This window comes from Hwanghaeella sp. 1Z406 (assembly GCF_048892425.1).
Taxonomy (GTDB): Bacteria; Pseudomonadota; Alphaproteobacteria; order UBA8366; family Aestuariispiraceae; genus Pacificispira.
In genome coordinates, this window is sequence record NZ_JBLZHU010000010.1 from 1 (window position 1) to 14,723 (window position 14,723).

The 14,723-nt window shown below is 55.2% G+C and carries 13 protein-coding genes; 8 read left to right on the forward strand and 5 right to left on the reverse strand.

What is annotated here, in order from left to right:
* Positions 1–362 precede the first annotated feature (362 nt).
* Both ACOSDR_RS17360 and ACOSDR_RS17365 read right to left on the reverse strand, forming a co-directional pair.
* Complete coding sequence (locus ACOSDR_RS17360) at positions 363–1,211, reverse strand: universal stress protein (protein ID WP_420732035.1); 849 nt, start codon at positions 1,209–1,211, stop codon at positions 363–365.
* Positions 1,212–1,309: 98 nt separating this feature from the next.
* A complete protein-coding gene (locus ACOSDR_RS17365) occupies positions 1,310–2,794 on the reverse strand; it encodes a SulP family inorganic anion transporter (protein ID WP_420732036.1) in 1,485 nt (494 codons plus the stop codon).
* 125 nt (positions 2,795–2,919) lie between these two features.
* Here ACOSDR_RS17365 and ACOSDR_RS17370 point away from each other — a divergent pair, with 125 nt between their 5' ends.
* Together ACOSDR_RS17370 and ACOSDR_RS17375 are read left to right on the forward strand one after the other, a co-directional pair.
* Positions 2,920–3,627 carry a DUF1194 domain-containing protein gene (locus ACOSDR_RS17370; protein WP_420732037.1) on the forward strand — a complete coding sequence of 236 codons (708 nt, stop codon included), beginning with the start codon at positions 2,920–2,922 and terminating at the stop codon, positions 3,625–3,627.
* 689 nt (positions 3,628–4,316) lie between these two features.
* On the forward strand, positions 4,317–4,655 hold the full coding sequence (locus ACOSDR_RS17375; RefSeq protein WP_420732038.1) for a hypothetical protein: 339 nt from the start codon (positions 4,317–4,319) through the stop codon (positions 4,653–4,655).
* Between the two features lie 6 nt (positions 4,656–4,661).
* On the opposite strand, the gene ACOSDR_RS17380 is transcribed toward ACOSDR_RS17375, so the two are convergent.
* Both ACOSDR_RS17380 and ACOSDR_RS17385 read right to left on the reverse strand, forming a co-directional pair.
* Positions 4,662–6,218 (reverse strand): replicative DNA helicase, encoded by a 1,557-nt coding sequence (locus ACOSDR_RS17380; RefSeq protein WP_420732039.1) that lies wholly within the window; start codon positions 6,216–6,218, stop codon positions 4,662–4,664.
* 206 nt (positions 6,219–6,424) lie between these two features.
* Positions 6,425–8,047 carry an ABC transporter substrate-binding protein gene (locus ACOSDR_RS17385; protein ID WP_420725940.1) on the reverse strand — a complete coding sequence of 541 codons (1,623 nt, stop codon included), beginning with the start codon at positions 8,045–8,047 and terminating at the stop codon, positions 6,425–6,427.
* A gap of 237 nt (positions 8,048–8,284) precedes the next feature.
* On the opposite strand from ACOSDR_RS17385, the gene ACOSDR_RS17390 reads away from it, so the two are divergent.
* From ACOSDR_RS17390 to ACOSDR_RS17415, 6 genes are all read left to right on the forward strand, one after another.
* Entirely contained in the window at positions 8,285–9,895 is a 1,611-nt protein-coding gene (locus ACOSDR_RS17390; protein ID WP_420732040.1) for a GMC family oxidoreductase, read from the forward strand.
* A gap of 104 nt (positions 9,896–9,999) precedes the next feature.
* Complete coding sequence (locus tag ACOSDR_RS17395) at positions 10,000–11,004, forward strand: ABC transporter substrate-binding protein (RefSeq protein ID WP_420725938.1); 1,005 nt, start codon at positions 10,000–10,002, stop codon at positions 11,002–11,004.
* Positions 11,005–11,048: 44 nt separating this feature from the next.
* Complete coding sequence (locus ACOSDR_RS17400; RefSeq protein WP_420732041.1) at positions 11,049–11,813, forward strand: ABC transporter permease; 765 nt, start codon at positions 11,049–11,051, stop codon at positions 11,811–11,813.
* A complete protein-coding gene (locus ACOSDR_RS17405) occupies positions 11,810–12,559 on the forward strand; it encodes an ABC transporter ATP-binding protein (protein WP_420725936.1) in 750 nt (249 codons plus the stop codon). Before ACOSDR_RS17400 ends, ACOSDR_RS17405 begins: the two co-directional genes overlap by 4 nt.
* Positions 12,556–12,852 (forward strand): hypothetical protein, encoded by a 297-nt coding sequence (locus ACOSDR_RS17410; protein WP_420725935.1) that lies wholly within the window; start codon positions 12,556–12,558, stop codon positions 12,850–12,852. Before ACOSDR_RS17405 ends, ACOSDR_RS17410 begins: the two co-directional genes overlap by 4 nt.
* 74 nt (positions 12,853–12,926) lie before the next feature.
* Complete coding sequence (locus tag ACOSDR_RS17415) at positions 12,927–14,030, forward strand: COX15/CtaA family protein (protein ID WP_420732042.1); 1,104 nt, start codon at positions 12,927–12,929, stop codon at positions 14,028–14,030.
* Between the two features lie 14 nt (positions 14,031–14,044).
* On the opposite strand, the gene ACOSDR_RS17420 is transcribed toward ACOSDR_RS17415, so the two are convergent.
* Positions 14,045–14,500 carry a DoxX family protein gene (locus ACOSDR_RS17420; protein ID WP_420732043.1) on the reverse strand — a complete coding sequence of 152 codons (456 nt, stop codon included), beginning with the start codon at positions 14,498–14,500 and terminating at the stop codon, positions 14,045–14,047.
* Positions 14,501–14,723 lie beyond the last annotated feature (223 nt).

Consider the following 14,723-nt stretch of genomic DNA (forward strand, 5'->3'; position numbering starts at 1 on the left):
CAAATCCCCAAACGTGTCTTCAAACTGCTCCATGAGGTCCTCCGCAAATGGAAAACCTCCTTAGAATCCTGTTCGCCGCCTATGGCAAATCTGCCATATGCGATTCCCCTGCCCCTTGAGGGGGGAGGGTTGGGGTGGGGGTGATAGGCCGCAAGGCCTTTCCCTGCAGTAGACTGGATTGCGGAGGAGAGAGCACCCCCCTCCCAACCTCCCCCCCTCAAGGGGGGAGGGGTGAAAGATGGGGCTCCCCCCCTCAAGGGGGGAGGGGTGAAAGATGGGGCTCCCCCTCAAGGGGGGAGGGGTAAAATATGGGGCTCCCCTACAAGGAGGGAGGTGCGGCGGCAGAGTGTCCGGGGCAATTCCTACCGGAACATCATCACCGGGATTTTGCACAGGCGCAGCATGGTGCTGGTGGTGGATCCGATGATCAGGGTGCGAATGCGGGAATGGCCATAGGCGCCCATGACCAGCAGGTCGATGGACTCGCTGTCGACGATGTTGGAAATTACCGTGTCGGCCTGGCCGGGGACGATATCCGCATGGGCCTTGATGCCGCCAGCGGCCAGGATTGCCAGGGCATCATCCTGTTGCTTCTGTGCCTCTGGGGATAATACGCCGACGGTCAACAGGGTACAATCCAGGCCGCGAAACAGCGGGCTTCGGGCGACATAATCGACGGCTTTCAGGCTGCTGGTCCCGCCATCATAGGCGATCAGGAAGCGTTTGATCGGGCGGAAGGCGCGCGACGCAACAAAAAGGGGCTGGTGGCTGGCCCGCGCGATCCGCTCCAGGTTCGAGCCCAGATGCAGTTTGGCGAAATCGGCGGCCTCGCCGCGCTTGCCCAACAGGACAATATCCGCCTTGGAATTCGTCACGGTATCAACGATGTCTTCGATGCGCAGGGTGGTGGTGATCGTCGCGCTGCCTTTGGAGTCGATCAGGGCCTTGGCGTCGTCCAGGATGGCGCGCGCCCGTTTCTGGGCCAGCTTGTTGCGCTGCTCATCCAGCGCAGTCAGTTCCGCCAGTAAAGAACTGCGCGCGCCCAGTGTGATATTGCCACTGAGATTCTGCGGCGTGCTTTCCGTATGGCGGCGGCCCAGAACATGGGTGATTTCAATTGAGGCCTCCAGGCGCTCGGCCAGCCAGGCAGCGTGATCGCACACGCTTTCTGAATAGGTCGATCCATCCACCAGGGCGATGATGTTCGTCATAAAAGTCCTCCCACCGTCAATGTCCTGGAGCCTCATGCGTTCGCATGAGCTCACACAAGAAGCTCCAGCATTTCATATTTTAAAGCAAATGCACCACACTAGTGTCCGAACAATCGGTCAAGGGCACCTGGTTTGTCATGCACGCCCAACTGATCGACGATGGTCTCGCTGGCCTCGTTCATGCCGATAATGTCTACCGTCGCGCCATCGCGGCGGAATTTCAGAACGACCATATCCAGGGCAGCCACGCTGGAGATATCCCAGATATGCGCGCGGCTGACATCAATGGTGACATGCTCCAACGCTTCCTTGAAGTCGAAGGCGGCGGTGAAGGCATCGGCGGAGGCGAAGAAAACCTGGCCTTCCACGATATAGGTGCGGCTTTTGCCATCGGTGCTGCGATGTGATGTGACGCGGAAAATCTGGGCAATCTTCCAGGCGAAAAACAGGCCGGACAGCAATACACCGACAAAGACACCAATCGCCAGATTATGGGTGGCAACCACACAGACAACGGTTGCCAGCATGACGATGGAGGAACTGCGCGGATGGCTGCGCAGGTTCTTGATCGATGACCAGCTGAAGGTCCCGATAGAGACCATGATCATGATCGCGACCAGGGCTGGCATCGGAATCTGGCGCACCCAATCGCCCAGAACCACGATCATGAATAACAGAAACACACCGGCGGCAAAGCAGGACAGGCGGCCCCGACCCCCAGATTTCACGTTGATCATGGACTGACCGATCATCGCACAACCCGCCATGCCCCCGATAAAGGCGGTTGCGGTATTGGCCAGACCCTGGCCGATGCATTCCTGGTTCTTGTCGCCGACCGTATCGGTCAGGTCATCGACAATATTGGTCGTCATCAGGGATTCCAACAGCCCCACCGCCGCGACCGCTGCGGAATAGGGCAGGATGATTAGGAATGTGTCCAAGGTCAGCGGGATATCTGGGATGAGGAAGACCGGCAGGGTGGCGGGCAAATCGCCCATATCGCCCACGGTACGCACATCCAGGCCGAAATAGATCGAAATGCTGGTCAGAACCAGAATACAGATCAGCGGCGAGGGGATGGTCTTGGTCACATAGGGGAACAGATAAATGATGGCCAAGCCGCCAGCGACCATAACATAGGTCAAGGATGGAACGCCCATCAGTTCGGGCAATTGTGCCATCAGAATCAGAATTGCCAGCGCATTCACAAAGCCCGTCATGACAGAGCGTGATACAAACCGCATCAGCGCCCCCAGCTTCAGAAACCCGGCGGCGATCTGCAGCAGGCCTGCCAGCACGGAGGCGGCGAGCAGATATTGCAGCCCATGATCGCGCACCAGCGTTACCATCAATACCGCGGTTGCCGCCGTCGCGGCAGAGATCATGCCCGGGCGCCCACCCGCGATGGCAACCACAACAGCAATCGCGAAAGAGGCATAAAGCCCGACCTTCGGATCAACACCCGCGATGATCGAAAACGCGATGGCTTCGGGGATCAGGGCAAGGGAGACAACAAGACCGGCGAGCAAGTCGCCGCGGATGTTTCCAATCCATTGATCACGATAGGCACTAAGAGAAATCATGACGTTCCTGAATATTGGGGGCGGTGGCGCGAAATCGCGACTGTGTTAAGCTAGGTGTATAGACATTCGGAATGCTGCATTGCAACATTATTAGGACTTTGAGGGACCTCAAAAGAGAGAATAGGATGCGACGGATGACCAAGGCTGCGATCAAAGGACGTTTGTGCGTGGGGATTTGGGCCCTGGTCGGTTGGCTAATGATCGGTCTGCCAGCACACGCCTGCAGCCTGGCGCTTCTTTTGGCGCAGGATGTTTCCTCCAGCGTTGATGCCGGGGAACACAGTTTTCAATCGCGCGGTCTGGCCTCTGCCCTGACGAATCCCGATGTAGTCGCTGCGATCCTGATGGGGGGTGGCATTTGGATCTCCGCCTTTGAATGGAGCGGTCGGACCAATCAGATTGTGCATGTCGACTGGACCTATCTGGACAGTCCGGCCGTGATTGGACGGGTGGCGAAAACCATTGCTGCTGCACCGCGCGGGCATGCGGATTACCCAACCTCGCTGGGCTATGCGCTGGGCTTTGCTGCGGTTCACATGCGCAAAGTGCCGCAACGCTGTGCCAGGCAGGTTGTCGATGTTGCCGGCGATGGCATCAATAATGAGGGTTTCCCGCCGGAAGCCGCCTATCGTGCCTTTGATTTCACCGATATCACAGTGAATGGATTGGTCATTAAAGGGTCTGACCCTGACCCGGAGGCATTCTATCGCGAAGAGGTTGCCAAGGGGGCAGGTTCTTTTGTGGAAGTCGCTTATGGCTATCAGGATTATGCCGAGGCGATGAAGCGAAAGCTGATCCGGGAAATTAGCGGGGCTTCCCTTGCGATGCGGTAGCAGGTCAAGCTTTCCTATTAAAACTATAAATAAAAATTTTATAATCTTGTCTTTTTTCACAAAATATTGTGTTGAAAAATAATAAAAAAATCCCAATTATTAGTATGTGATAAATAATTATCACAATATTTAAAGGAGATTTTTATGTCTTTTAAAAGCTTTTCTACGCAAACGTCTGAAAACAAAAAAACCGCAGATGCCGCGAAACCGGCCGCAGCGGATGCTAAGACAGCAGCGCCAAAAGCGCCGGCTGCTCCTGCAAAATCCTAACGGGATTTACCGGGATAACCGGGTTTTCAAAGATTTAGGCGGTATTGAATGATTTCATATTTTGCGATGTCTGCACTGTTGTGCGGGCTTAGGCGCAGCATTGCCTGTTTGATGCCTGCCATATTTATGTCCGGTGTATTCATGGGCGGTATGTCGTCCCTGTCATTGGCGCAGACTGGCCCGGTACCCGCGAACGCCCATGAAAAAAGCTATGGCGGCGGGTGGGAATGCAATGATGGGTATCGCCTGGATAATGGGGCGTGCCTGAAAATTCAGATACCGGACCATGCATATGCCATTCAGTCCAGTTATGGGCCGGGCTGGGAATGCAATTACGGGTATCGCGAAAGCAAAGGTCAGTGTGCGAAGATCCGGGTACCCGCCAATGGCTTTTTAGACTCGTCAGGAGAGCGTTGGGAATGCGAGCGGGTTATCGAACGGCCCGCGACACCTGCGAAAAGATCAACATCCCCGAACACGGTTATCTGGTCGACAAGGCCTATGGCAGCGGATGGGAATGCAAATACGGGTATCGTGAATCCGGTGATTCCTGCGTTGAGATCATCGTGCCAAAGAATGGCTATCTGGCGGAACGATCAGATGGCACGGGCTGGCTGTGTAATCGCGGTTTTAGGGCAACCCGGGACGATTGCGTTCCCGTTGTCCTGCCAGAGAATGCCCATCTGGATTATTCTGGAAACGGATGGGACTGTAACCGTCCCTATCGCCAGAACGGGAATATTTGCAGTCTGCAATAGGGATGATCAATAACCGTCATGCTGGCGGTCCAGGTCATCGAACAGGGTCAGTTCGCCATTAAAGAACAGTTCCACCGTGCCGACCGGCCCGTGGCGCTGTTTGGCGATGATGAATTCAGCGACATTGCGTTTTTCCACCAGCAATTGCTCGTGACGCAGGCGGCGTTCTTCGAATTTATCGGGGGCCTCATTCGGGCGTTGTTCCGGCGTTTCTTTCTCCAGATAATATTCCGGGCGATAGACGAAGGATACGACGTCGGCATCCTGCTCAATGGAGCCTGATTCCCGCAAATCAGACAGTTGTGGGCGTTTGTCTTCGCGGTTTTCGACCTGACGCGATAGCTGGGACAGGGCTAGAACCGGAATTTCCAGATCTTTTGCCAGGGTTTTCAGGCCCCGCGTGATTTCCGACACTTCCTGCACGCGGTTGTCCATACGCTTTTCCGGGGGGCCTTGCAGAAGTTGCAGGTAATCAACCACGACCAGATGCAGCCCGTATTGGCGTTTCACGCGGCGGGCGCGCTGTCGCAACCCGGTAATCGACAGGGCGGGCGTGTCATCAATATACAGTGGCAGGCGACCCAGTTCCTGGCTGGCAACCACAACCCGCTCGAACTCTTCCTGTTGAATATCGCCGCGCCGGATCTTGTCAGAAGGCACCCCGGCACAGGTGGAAATTAATCGCCCGGCAAGCTGTTCCGCGCTCATTTCCAAGCTGAAGAACAGGACAACGCCGCCTTCTTCAATTTCACGGCCATCGTCGGTTACGATTTTTTTATAGGCCGATGCCGCGTTATAGGCGATATTGGTTGCTAGGGCTGTCTTCCCCATGGCGGGACGACCAGCCAGGATCAGCAAATCCGATTTGTGCAGACCGCCCAACCGGTCATCAATATCCCGCAGCCCCGTCGTGACCCCCACGATATGGGAATCCCGGCTGAACGCCTGTTCCGCCATCATCAGGGCAGCCTTTGCGGCGAAATCGATTGATTTGACGGTACGGTCCACTTCGCCTGTCGTGGCAAGGTCGTACAGGCGCTGTTCGGTTTTTTCGATCTGCTTATCGGCGGTGAAGTCCATGTCCTGATTGTCATAGGCATCGTTGACGATGTCTTCGCCAAGCCCGATCAGTTCCCGCTTCAGATGCAGGTCATGGATTGTTTTGGCGTAATCGGATGCGTTCAGGACTGTGACAACATTGGTCGCCAATTCATACAGATAGGCCGTACCGCCCGCTTCCCGCAGTATTTCGTCCCCTTGCGCAATATGGCTCAGGGTTGCGGGGCTGGCGACCTGTCCTTTATCGATCAGCTTTTTGATATGTTCATACAGGCGCTGGTGTTCCGGCACATAAAAATGCATCGGGTGCAACAGATCGGCAGCGGCCTCATAAGCGCGGTTGTTGCGCAAAATTGCCCCCAGCAGAGCCTGTTCAACCTCCGCATTGAACGGGGGCTGGCGAAAGGCTTTTTGTGCTTCCTCCCCGGTATGGGAGCGATCGCCGTGCAGGGGGCGCACATTGTTTGCAGTGGTGTCAGAATTCGTCGGTTCAGCGCGATCCATGGTGCAATTGCTTTCTGTAGGGTCGGACACTGTAACCCGAGTCGCCCCAGGTTGCAGGGGGAACATGCGCGAACGCACCCTGTGTATAACAAGGATATCGGGGGGAAGAAAAATTTAAGGGTCTCTGTATCCTAAAGAAACGGCCCGGACAGAGCCGGGCCGTTCCAATCAGGTCTCCATTCATACGAATGGTACGACGAAGGTGATTACTTGAACCACCAACGCTCCGCATTCTTATGTCCGTCCAATTCCCAGTTACTGGCCAATTGTTCGGGCAAACCAATTTTCGTGCTGGCCGCTTGGGTATAGGCCATGAAGATCGGAATAATGCTGCCGCAGTCTTCGTTACAGATCTGCTGCATTTCAACATACATTTCGCGGCGTTTGGCCGAATCCAGCTCTGCGCGGGCTTCGATCAACAGCTTGTTGAAACGATCATTCTCCCAGCGGGACTCGTTCCAGTCGGCACCGGCCGAGTAAATCTGACTGAAAACCCAGTCTTCGGTCGGGCGTCCACCCCAATAGCTGCCGCAGAAGTCTTTCTTCAGCCACACATTCGACCAGTAACCATCATCCGGCTCACGAACCACATTCAACTCAATACCGGACTGTTTGGCAGTTTCCGCAAACAACTGAGCGCCGTTCACGGCCCCTTCAAAAGCTGTGTCGGCAATGTTCAGGTCAACCTTCAGGTTTTCCATGCCAGCCTTCTTCAGGTGGAATTTGGCCTTTTCCGGATCGAACTGACGTTGCGGCAGTTCTTCCTTGGTGGCGCGATAGACGTTTGCCGGTCCGACCGGGTGATCGTTCCCGACCTCGCCCAGACCTTGCAGCAGCTTGTCCACCCATTCCTGACGGTTCAGGGAGTATTTCAGCGCCAGACGTACGTCATTGTTGCTGAAAGGAGCTGCCTGGCAGTTCATGGGCAGGGTTGCGTGCTTGTTGCCATAGGTTTCGAAGACATTGATCGTCGGAACCATGCGCATCAGGCTGACCGTGTTCAAATCCAGGTTCGTGATGCTGTCCAGTTCGCCGGTTTGCAATCCGGTGTTACGGGCGTTTGCATCGGCAACGAACAAGGATTCAACTTCATCAAACCAGGCGCGGCCTTCTTTCCAATAGTTCGGATTCTTCTTCACAACGGTGCGAACGCCGGGTTCGAAGCTTTCCAGGCTGTAACCGCCTGTTCCAACGCCGGATTCCCAATCGATCGTGCCATCCCCTTTTGAGGGGCAGATGCCCAGGTGATAATCTGACATCAGGAACGGGAAATCCGCGCTGCCGCCTGATAGAGTGACAACAACGGTGTCCCCATCGGCCTTTACGTCAGTGATTGCTGAAACAATACCCTTCGCTGCTGAATCGCTTTCACCGCGGTGATGGTTGATTGAATCGACAACATCCGTCGCATCCAGTGTCTTGCCATTATGGAATTCAACACCCTTGCGAATCTTGAAGGTCCATTGTTTTGCATCAGGTGTTGCTTCCCAGCTTTCCGCCAGTTCACTGGTCAACTGATTATCCGACCCGATTTCAGTCAGGTTATTGCGCAGCATCCCGAAGCTGACATTGATCATGTAGGAATCAAGGATCTGTGCAGGGTTCAGTGTATCACCCGATCCCCCGCCGGTCAGTGCCTGGCGATATCGCCCGCCTGCCTTAGGTGTGGCGGCTTCGACCTTTTTCACATGGCCGAAAACCGTGCTGGATGCGACGCCGACGCCAAGCGCGGCGACGATAAATCCACGCCGGTCTAATTGACCTTTCTCAAACGCGGATTTGATGCGGTTAAATTTATGACGGAGTTCACCGTCCATCTTGGTGGTCATATATCCACACTCCCTGTTTCGTGTGTGTTGCGTGCCCCAGTGCATGCATTAAGGCGATGACGGTAAAGATATGCGCGGCAAATTGTAAGCAAAACTAAATTCGCCTTTGGTTTAGTTGAATTCACCACTCAGCCGATCACTCTTTCCGCCAAAGATTCGTAACGCTATCATGGTCACAGCGCATTGCAAGAAATCAGAAAGCATTCAGGTGCGTGCGGGGAACGTCAGGGGTATTTTATGGATTTAGGCAGCTATGATTTTGTCATCGTTGGTGCAGGAACAGCCGGATGCGTTCTGGCCAATCGGTTGAGTGCCGATCCGGGGAACCGGGTTCTACTGTTAGAAGCGGGTGGGCGTGACACGTATCCCTGGATTCACATTCCTGTTGGATATCTTTTTACCATGGGCAATCCGCGCACAGACTGGCTGTTCAAGACAGAGTCGGAACCAGGACTGAACGGGCGCGCGCTGGATTATCCCCGGGGCCGGGTTCTGGGGGGATGTTCTTCCATTAATGGTATGATCTATATGCGCGGCCAGGCACGCGACTATGATCAATGGCGCCAACAGGGCAATCCCGGCTGGGGATGGGAGGACGTCCTGCCTTATTTCATGCGGTCTGAAGACCATGTTGATGGGCCTACTGACATGCATGGCAGTGGCGGGCCCTGGCGTGTTGAACATCAACGGCTGCGCTGGGATATTCTGGATGCGTTTCATCAGGCCGCGATAGAATCCGGCATTCCCGCGACAGATGATTTCAACACAGGCAATAATGAAGGGGTCGGATACTTCCAGGTCAATCAGCGGCGCGGTTTTCGATGGTCCTCTGCAAAAGGCTTCCTGAAACCGGCAAAGAACCGCAAGAACCTGCGGGTGATTACAGATGCCCTGTGCAAGACCATTGTGTTGGAAGAGGGGCGCGCGACCGGCCTGACCCTGTCGGTCGCCGGGGTCGATGCGACTGTTGCCGCGCGATGCGAGGTGATTTTGGCCGCCGGGGCTGTCGCCTCTCCTGTGATCCTGCAACGCTCTGGCATAGGTCCGGGCGCTGTCCTGTCCCAGCAGGGTATTCCGGTGCGGCAGGATTTGAAGGGCGTGGGGGAAAACCTGCAGGATCACCTTCAGGTTCGGCTGGCTTTTAAGGTGCAAGGTGTCAGAACCTTAAATGAGTTGAGCCATAACCCCATCCGCAAGGCCATGATGGGATTGGAATATGCGCTATTTCAATCTGGCCCTTTGAGTATGGCCCCCAGTCAGTTGGGATGTTTTGCGAAATCAGACCCGGATCGGGAAACGCCCAATCTGCAATATCATATCCAGCCCCTGTCGACGGAAAAGCTGGGGGAAGCCCTGCACCCCTTCCCAGGCTTCACCGCCTCTGTCTGTAATCTGCGCCCTGAAAGTCGCGGCACAGTGCGCCTGCGGTCCGCTGACCCGATGGACAAGCCGGTCATACGCCCAAATTATCTGAATGATCCGGCGGATCGTCGTGTCGCCGCCCAGGCCATTCAACTGACCCGGCGAATCGCCAAGGCGCCCGCCCTGCAAAAATTCAATGCAACAGAATTCAAGCCCGGGATCAAAATTGATGGGGATGAGGCTTTGGCGAAAGCAGCGGGGGATATCGCAACCACCATTTTTCATCCGGTCGGCACCACTAAAATGGGCCCCGAGGGAGATGACAGCGCAGTCGTCGATCCCAGATTAAAGGTACGGGGTATTGCGGGCCTAAGGGTGGTCGATGCCTCCATCATGCCAACCATCACGTCCGGAAACACCAATTCACCCGTCGTCATGATCGCTGAGAAAGCCTCAGCCATGATCCTGGAGGATGCGAAACGATAAAACACATAAAAAATGTTGTTTATAATATTTTACGGTTTTGGTTGACAAAATAGCTGGGAAGCCCGATTTGCTGGGTCGGAATTCTTAGCTGCGGAGGTTTGATCATGTCCTTTACGAAACGCATTTTGATGGCGGTTACGGTATTGTTTGCTTCTGTGCTGCCGATGCGCGCCCAGGCCGATACAGTGATTGAGGTTGGATACATGCCAATCCTGCCGGTATCACAGTTGTTTGTTGCGCTGGAAAACGGCTGGCTGGAAGGCGATGATGTCACGGTCAAACTGGTACAGTTTCAGAATGGTCCTGCCATGGTGCAGGCGCTGTTGGCGGGTCAGTTGGATGTAGCCCATTTTGGGATTGGTCCGGCCATGGTCGCCAGGGCCAAGGGCGCGGATATCAAGGTCGTTGCCGCCAGCATTCAGGAACAGATCAGCCTGATCGCGTTGAAAGATTTAGCAGGATATTTTGAAACTGACCCCGCAACTGCCTTTGCGCGTTTCCAGGCTGATACCGGTCGCAAGGCGGTCATCACGACCTTCCCGGTCGGGTCGGTTCCAGAAACCGTGCTGCAATACTGGTTGCGCAAGGGGATCAAGGTCGATCCGGACCAGGTGGAGATTATCTTTCAAGGGGCGGCCCAGGTTCAACAGGCGCTGTTGACCGGTGCGGTGGATGGCGCGGCGATCCTGGAGCCGGTTGTGACCAGCGTTCTGAAGAAAGTGGAAGGCTCAAAAGTCGTTGCTGCTGGTGCTCAGATGTTCAAGGGACAACCCGGCGCCGTCATGGCGGTTCGGGAAGGCCTGATTGCCCAACATCCAGACCTCGTGACCCGCCTTGTAGATGCCCATAAGCGCGCAACTGCAGTATTGAACGATAATCCGGATCAGGCCGTTGCGGCGGTTCAGAAATATGTCGGCGGTGGGCGCATGGAGTCTGAAACAGTCCTGGCGGCGTTGACTGCGTCGGCGAATAGTTTTGTTGCTGATCCATCGCAAATCGTTGACGGAACGCGCGAAATGCACGATTTCCAACTTGAAATCGGGACGTTGAAGGGTGAGGTCGATATCGACAGCTTGTTCGATACATCCTTTTACGATGGATTGAAGTAAATTCTCCCCAAGCCAAATGGGGACTGCGCGGTAGGACATTGGGCATGATAACGGGCACTGCACATTTGCGCCGGGTTGCGCTGGGCGTTGCCGGTTTGCTGACCTTTCTGCTGTTGTGGAAAGCGACGGAAAGCTTTGAATGGGTTCGTCGCGGCACGATGCCAGATCCTCTGCTGGTTCCAGCCGCGGCGATGGATGAATGGCGGTCCGGGCGATTTCTGCCTGCCATAGGCTCCAGTCTTGTGCACTATGTCTGGGGTCTGGGTCTGGGAACGGTAATGGGCTTCATCATTGGGGCTCTGGCTGCGACCATCCGGCCTTTTGATGATTTCCAGCGCTATCTTGCCCGGGTGTTGCGGCCAATACCGCCTTTGGCCTGGGTGGTTTTTGCGATCGCCTGGTTTCAGGTCAGCCATGCTGGCGCAGCTTTCGTTATCTCCATCGGTGTGTTCTGGGTGAATTACTTTGCCACCTATACCGCCGTTCAGAATGTTGATCCCCGTTATTACGAATTGGCGAAGGCATTTGGGCAAGGTGGCTATTTGGCGCGCAGTATGAAGGTCACATTGCCTGCAGCGATGCCGGGCGTCATGGGGGGCGTGCGAACCGGTGTTGGACAGGCTTGGATGACGTTGATCGCAGCGGAATTATTGGGCGTGCCGGGGCTGGGACAGGAGATGAATTCCGCTGCGGGCGTTGGCGCTTATGAGGCGGTGGTGGTCTATATGCTGGCGATTTCGGCGGTTTATGCGCTCAGTGATATACTGTTTGCGACGGTGGAAGGTAGACTCCTGCGGTGGCGCCCATGACAGATAAGGCGGTCGTATCTCTCCGCAATCTAAGCTTTACTTATCCGGGCGCGACCTCTCCAGTCTTCAAGGATTTTTCCCTTTCTGTTGGCGGCAGCGAGTTTGTCGCCATTGTGGGTGGGTCCGGCGTTGGGAAATCAACCATATTGCGCATCGCATCTGGCCTGATACAGGCGGAATCCGGTTCGGTTGAGATATCAATAGCCAAAGAACCAAGCCGTCGCCGTCGGGCCCTTGTGTTTCAGGATGGCCGACTGATGCCCTGGCGGACGGTCGCGCAGAATATTGCACTTGGCCTGGAAGGGCTGGCATTGAGCGAGGCAGAGAAAACCCGTCGCATCGCTGATGTTCTGGCGCTGGTCAATCTGTCTGACATGGCGGATCGCTGGCCCCATCAATTGTCCGGGGGCCAGGTACAGCGTATCGGCATTGCCCGTGCCCTGGCGGTGAAGCCTGATGTCTTGCTTATGGATGAACCTTTCAGCGCCGTAGACGCGATGACCCGCCGTCATTTACAGACAGAACTGGTGCGGATCTGGCAGCAAAGCGGGACGGCGATTATCTTTGTCACGCATGATATCGATGAAGCCGCCTTTCTGGCAGATCGGATCATCGTGATGGGCGACAGTCCGGCGCGCATCGTGAACGAAACCATTGTTCCCGTGGATCGGGATTTGCGGCGCGATTCTCAAGACCTCAGCCGTTATGCAGACAGCGTCGCAGGCGCCCTGGATTTCCAGATATGATGAAACTGATCATCCATGCCCCGACGCCGGACGCGCTGATCCGCGCCCGGAGAAACATTCAGAACCTGTTGCGGGCCAATCCGGATGCGCAGGTCGAACTGGTGATCAATGGCAAGGCGGTGCCAGAGGCTTTGGCCTCCCCCGACGCGGACAGTGACCCTTATCTGGTGTTGTGTCAGAACAGTCTGAAGGCTGCGAACCTGACGGCACCAGAGGGGTTTAGGACAGAGGCTGCGGCGATTGAATATATCGCGCGGCGTCAGATGGAAGGGTGGGCCTATTTCCGCGCCTGATTTTGAACAAGGGGTTGCCCCGCGACGCCGGGTCGCGCTTTCCCGATGGTTCCTATCGGGGTAGATATAGCGCCATGAGCACAGATACAGCCCCTTCAGCATCTTTTAACGATGCCTCTCAGAATCCAAATGCCCGGCCTCGCGCGATTGGCTTTTGGCTTGTTGCCGTTGCCTTCATGGTTTTCGCCATGATGATCATTGGCGCCATTACCCGACTGACGGAATCCGGCCTCAGCATGGTTGAATGGCGGCCTTTGATGGGGTTTCTGCCCCCAATTTCGACCTCAGAATGGGAGCGTGTTTTCGCGCTGTACAAGCAGACATCACAATATGCGATGATGAACCAGGGTATGACGCTGGACGCGTTTCAGCATATTTTCTTCTGGGAATGGTTTCACCGCCTGTGGGGGCGGCTGATCGGTGTTATCTTCGCTGTACCGTTTTTCTATTTCCTGATCCGGGGCCAGATTCCAAAAGGCTATACAGGCCATTTCTGGGCGTTGCTGTTCCTGGGCGGTCTGCAGGGCGTGATTGGCATGTGGATGGTGAAAAGCGGTTTTGTGGACCGTGTAGAAGTCAGCCAGTATCGCCTTGCCATTCATCTGGGCATCGCCTTCTTCATTCTGGGCTATACGGTCTGGCTGGCGCTGGGGCTGTTATTTCCGATTGAGGAGAACCGCAAGCCCGTTGCGCGACCGTTCCGGCGGTTGGGTGCCTGGGCGCATGGTGTTATTTTTATCACCATCCTGTCGGGCGCGCTGGTGGCGGGTTTGAATGCGGGTTTTATTTATAATGAATGGCCAACCATGGGCGGCCAATTCATTCCAGACGGGTATTGGGATCAGACTTTGGGCTTTGCCAGTCTGTTTGAAACGCTGGAAGCCGTGCAATTCAACCATCGTATTTTGGCTTATATCACTGTGATAACAGTGTTTTTACTGTTCTGGTGGTCCCGCCGGATGACCTTGCCACGCCGCACCAAGGCGGCCATCCACGCGCTGTTCGCAATGGTTTGTATTCAGGCGTGTCTGGGGATCGCGACGTTGTTGAGCATTGTCTGGTTGCCGCTGGCGGTGATGCATCAGGCCGGTGCCGCAATGACATTCTGTTTGGCGCTGTGGTGCCTGAAAGAATTACGCGGCGGCAAGGATGTCCCCACCGCCGCGCATAGGTCATGATCTGACAGGCCGGCTTAGAATTCGCGACCAATCAGTCGGTCAACGGACAGGAAGCCACCACCCCGGATAACCAGGATCAGGGCCGCAATCGCCCAGAACAGGGGATATTCATATCCGCCATTCGACCACATGAAACCGTTCGATGCATGGAACAGGGTCGCCTGACCCATGAAAATCAAGACGGCAATTGCCACTGGACGGGTTAAAAGCCCCAGGACCAGCATCAGGCCGCCGAAGAATTCTACCAAGCCGACCAACAGGGCCAATTCATAGCCAGGTGTCAGGCCCACGCTTTCAAAGAACTGTCCGGTTCCTTCCAGACCCCCGCCAAACAATTTGCCGTAGCCGTGCGGCATCAGCAAAGCGCCGGTGGTGATGCGCAAAAGCGGATCTGTATAGGGCGTCAGCGCCGTGGTGATGGATTTGGTAAACGGGATAATCGGTTTCGGTTCCGTCGTGGTATACGCCATTTTGTAAGTCCCTTCAGTGATCATCGATCTGGTTTCCAGGCCCCAATGGCCTTTACGATGGCGGAAATATACGATCAATCATGACGGAAACAAAGAGGCGGTATCGAAAAGAATTGTTTCTTTTTTATGCATAATCCTGTTTGTTGATAGGATCATTCCACCCATTTGGTATCATTGTTCCACAGGATAGATTCATTTGTACACGAACGAATTGACCGCATGC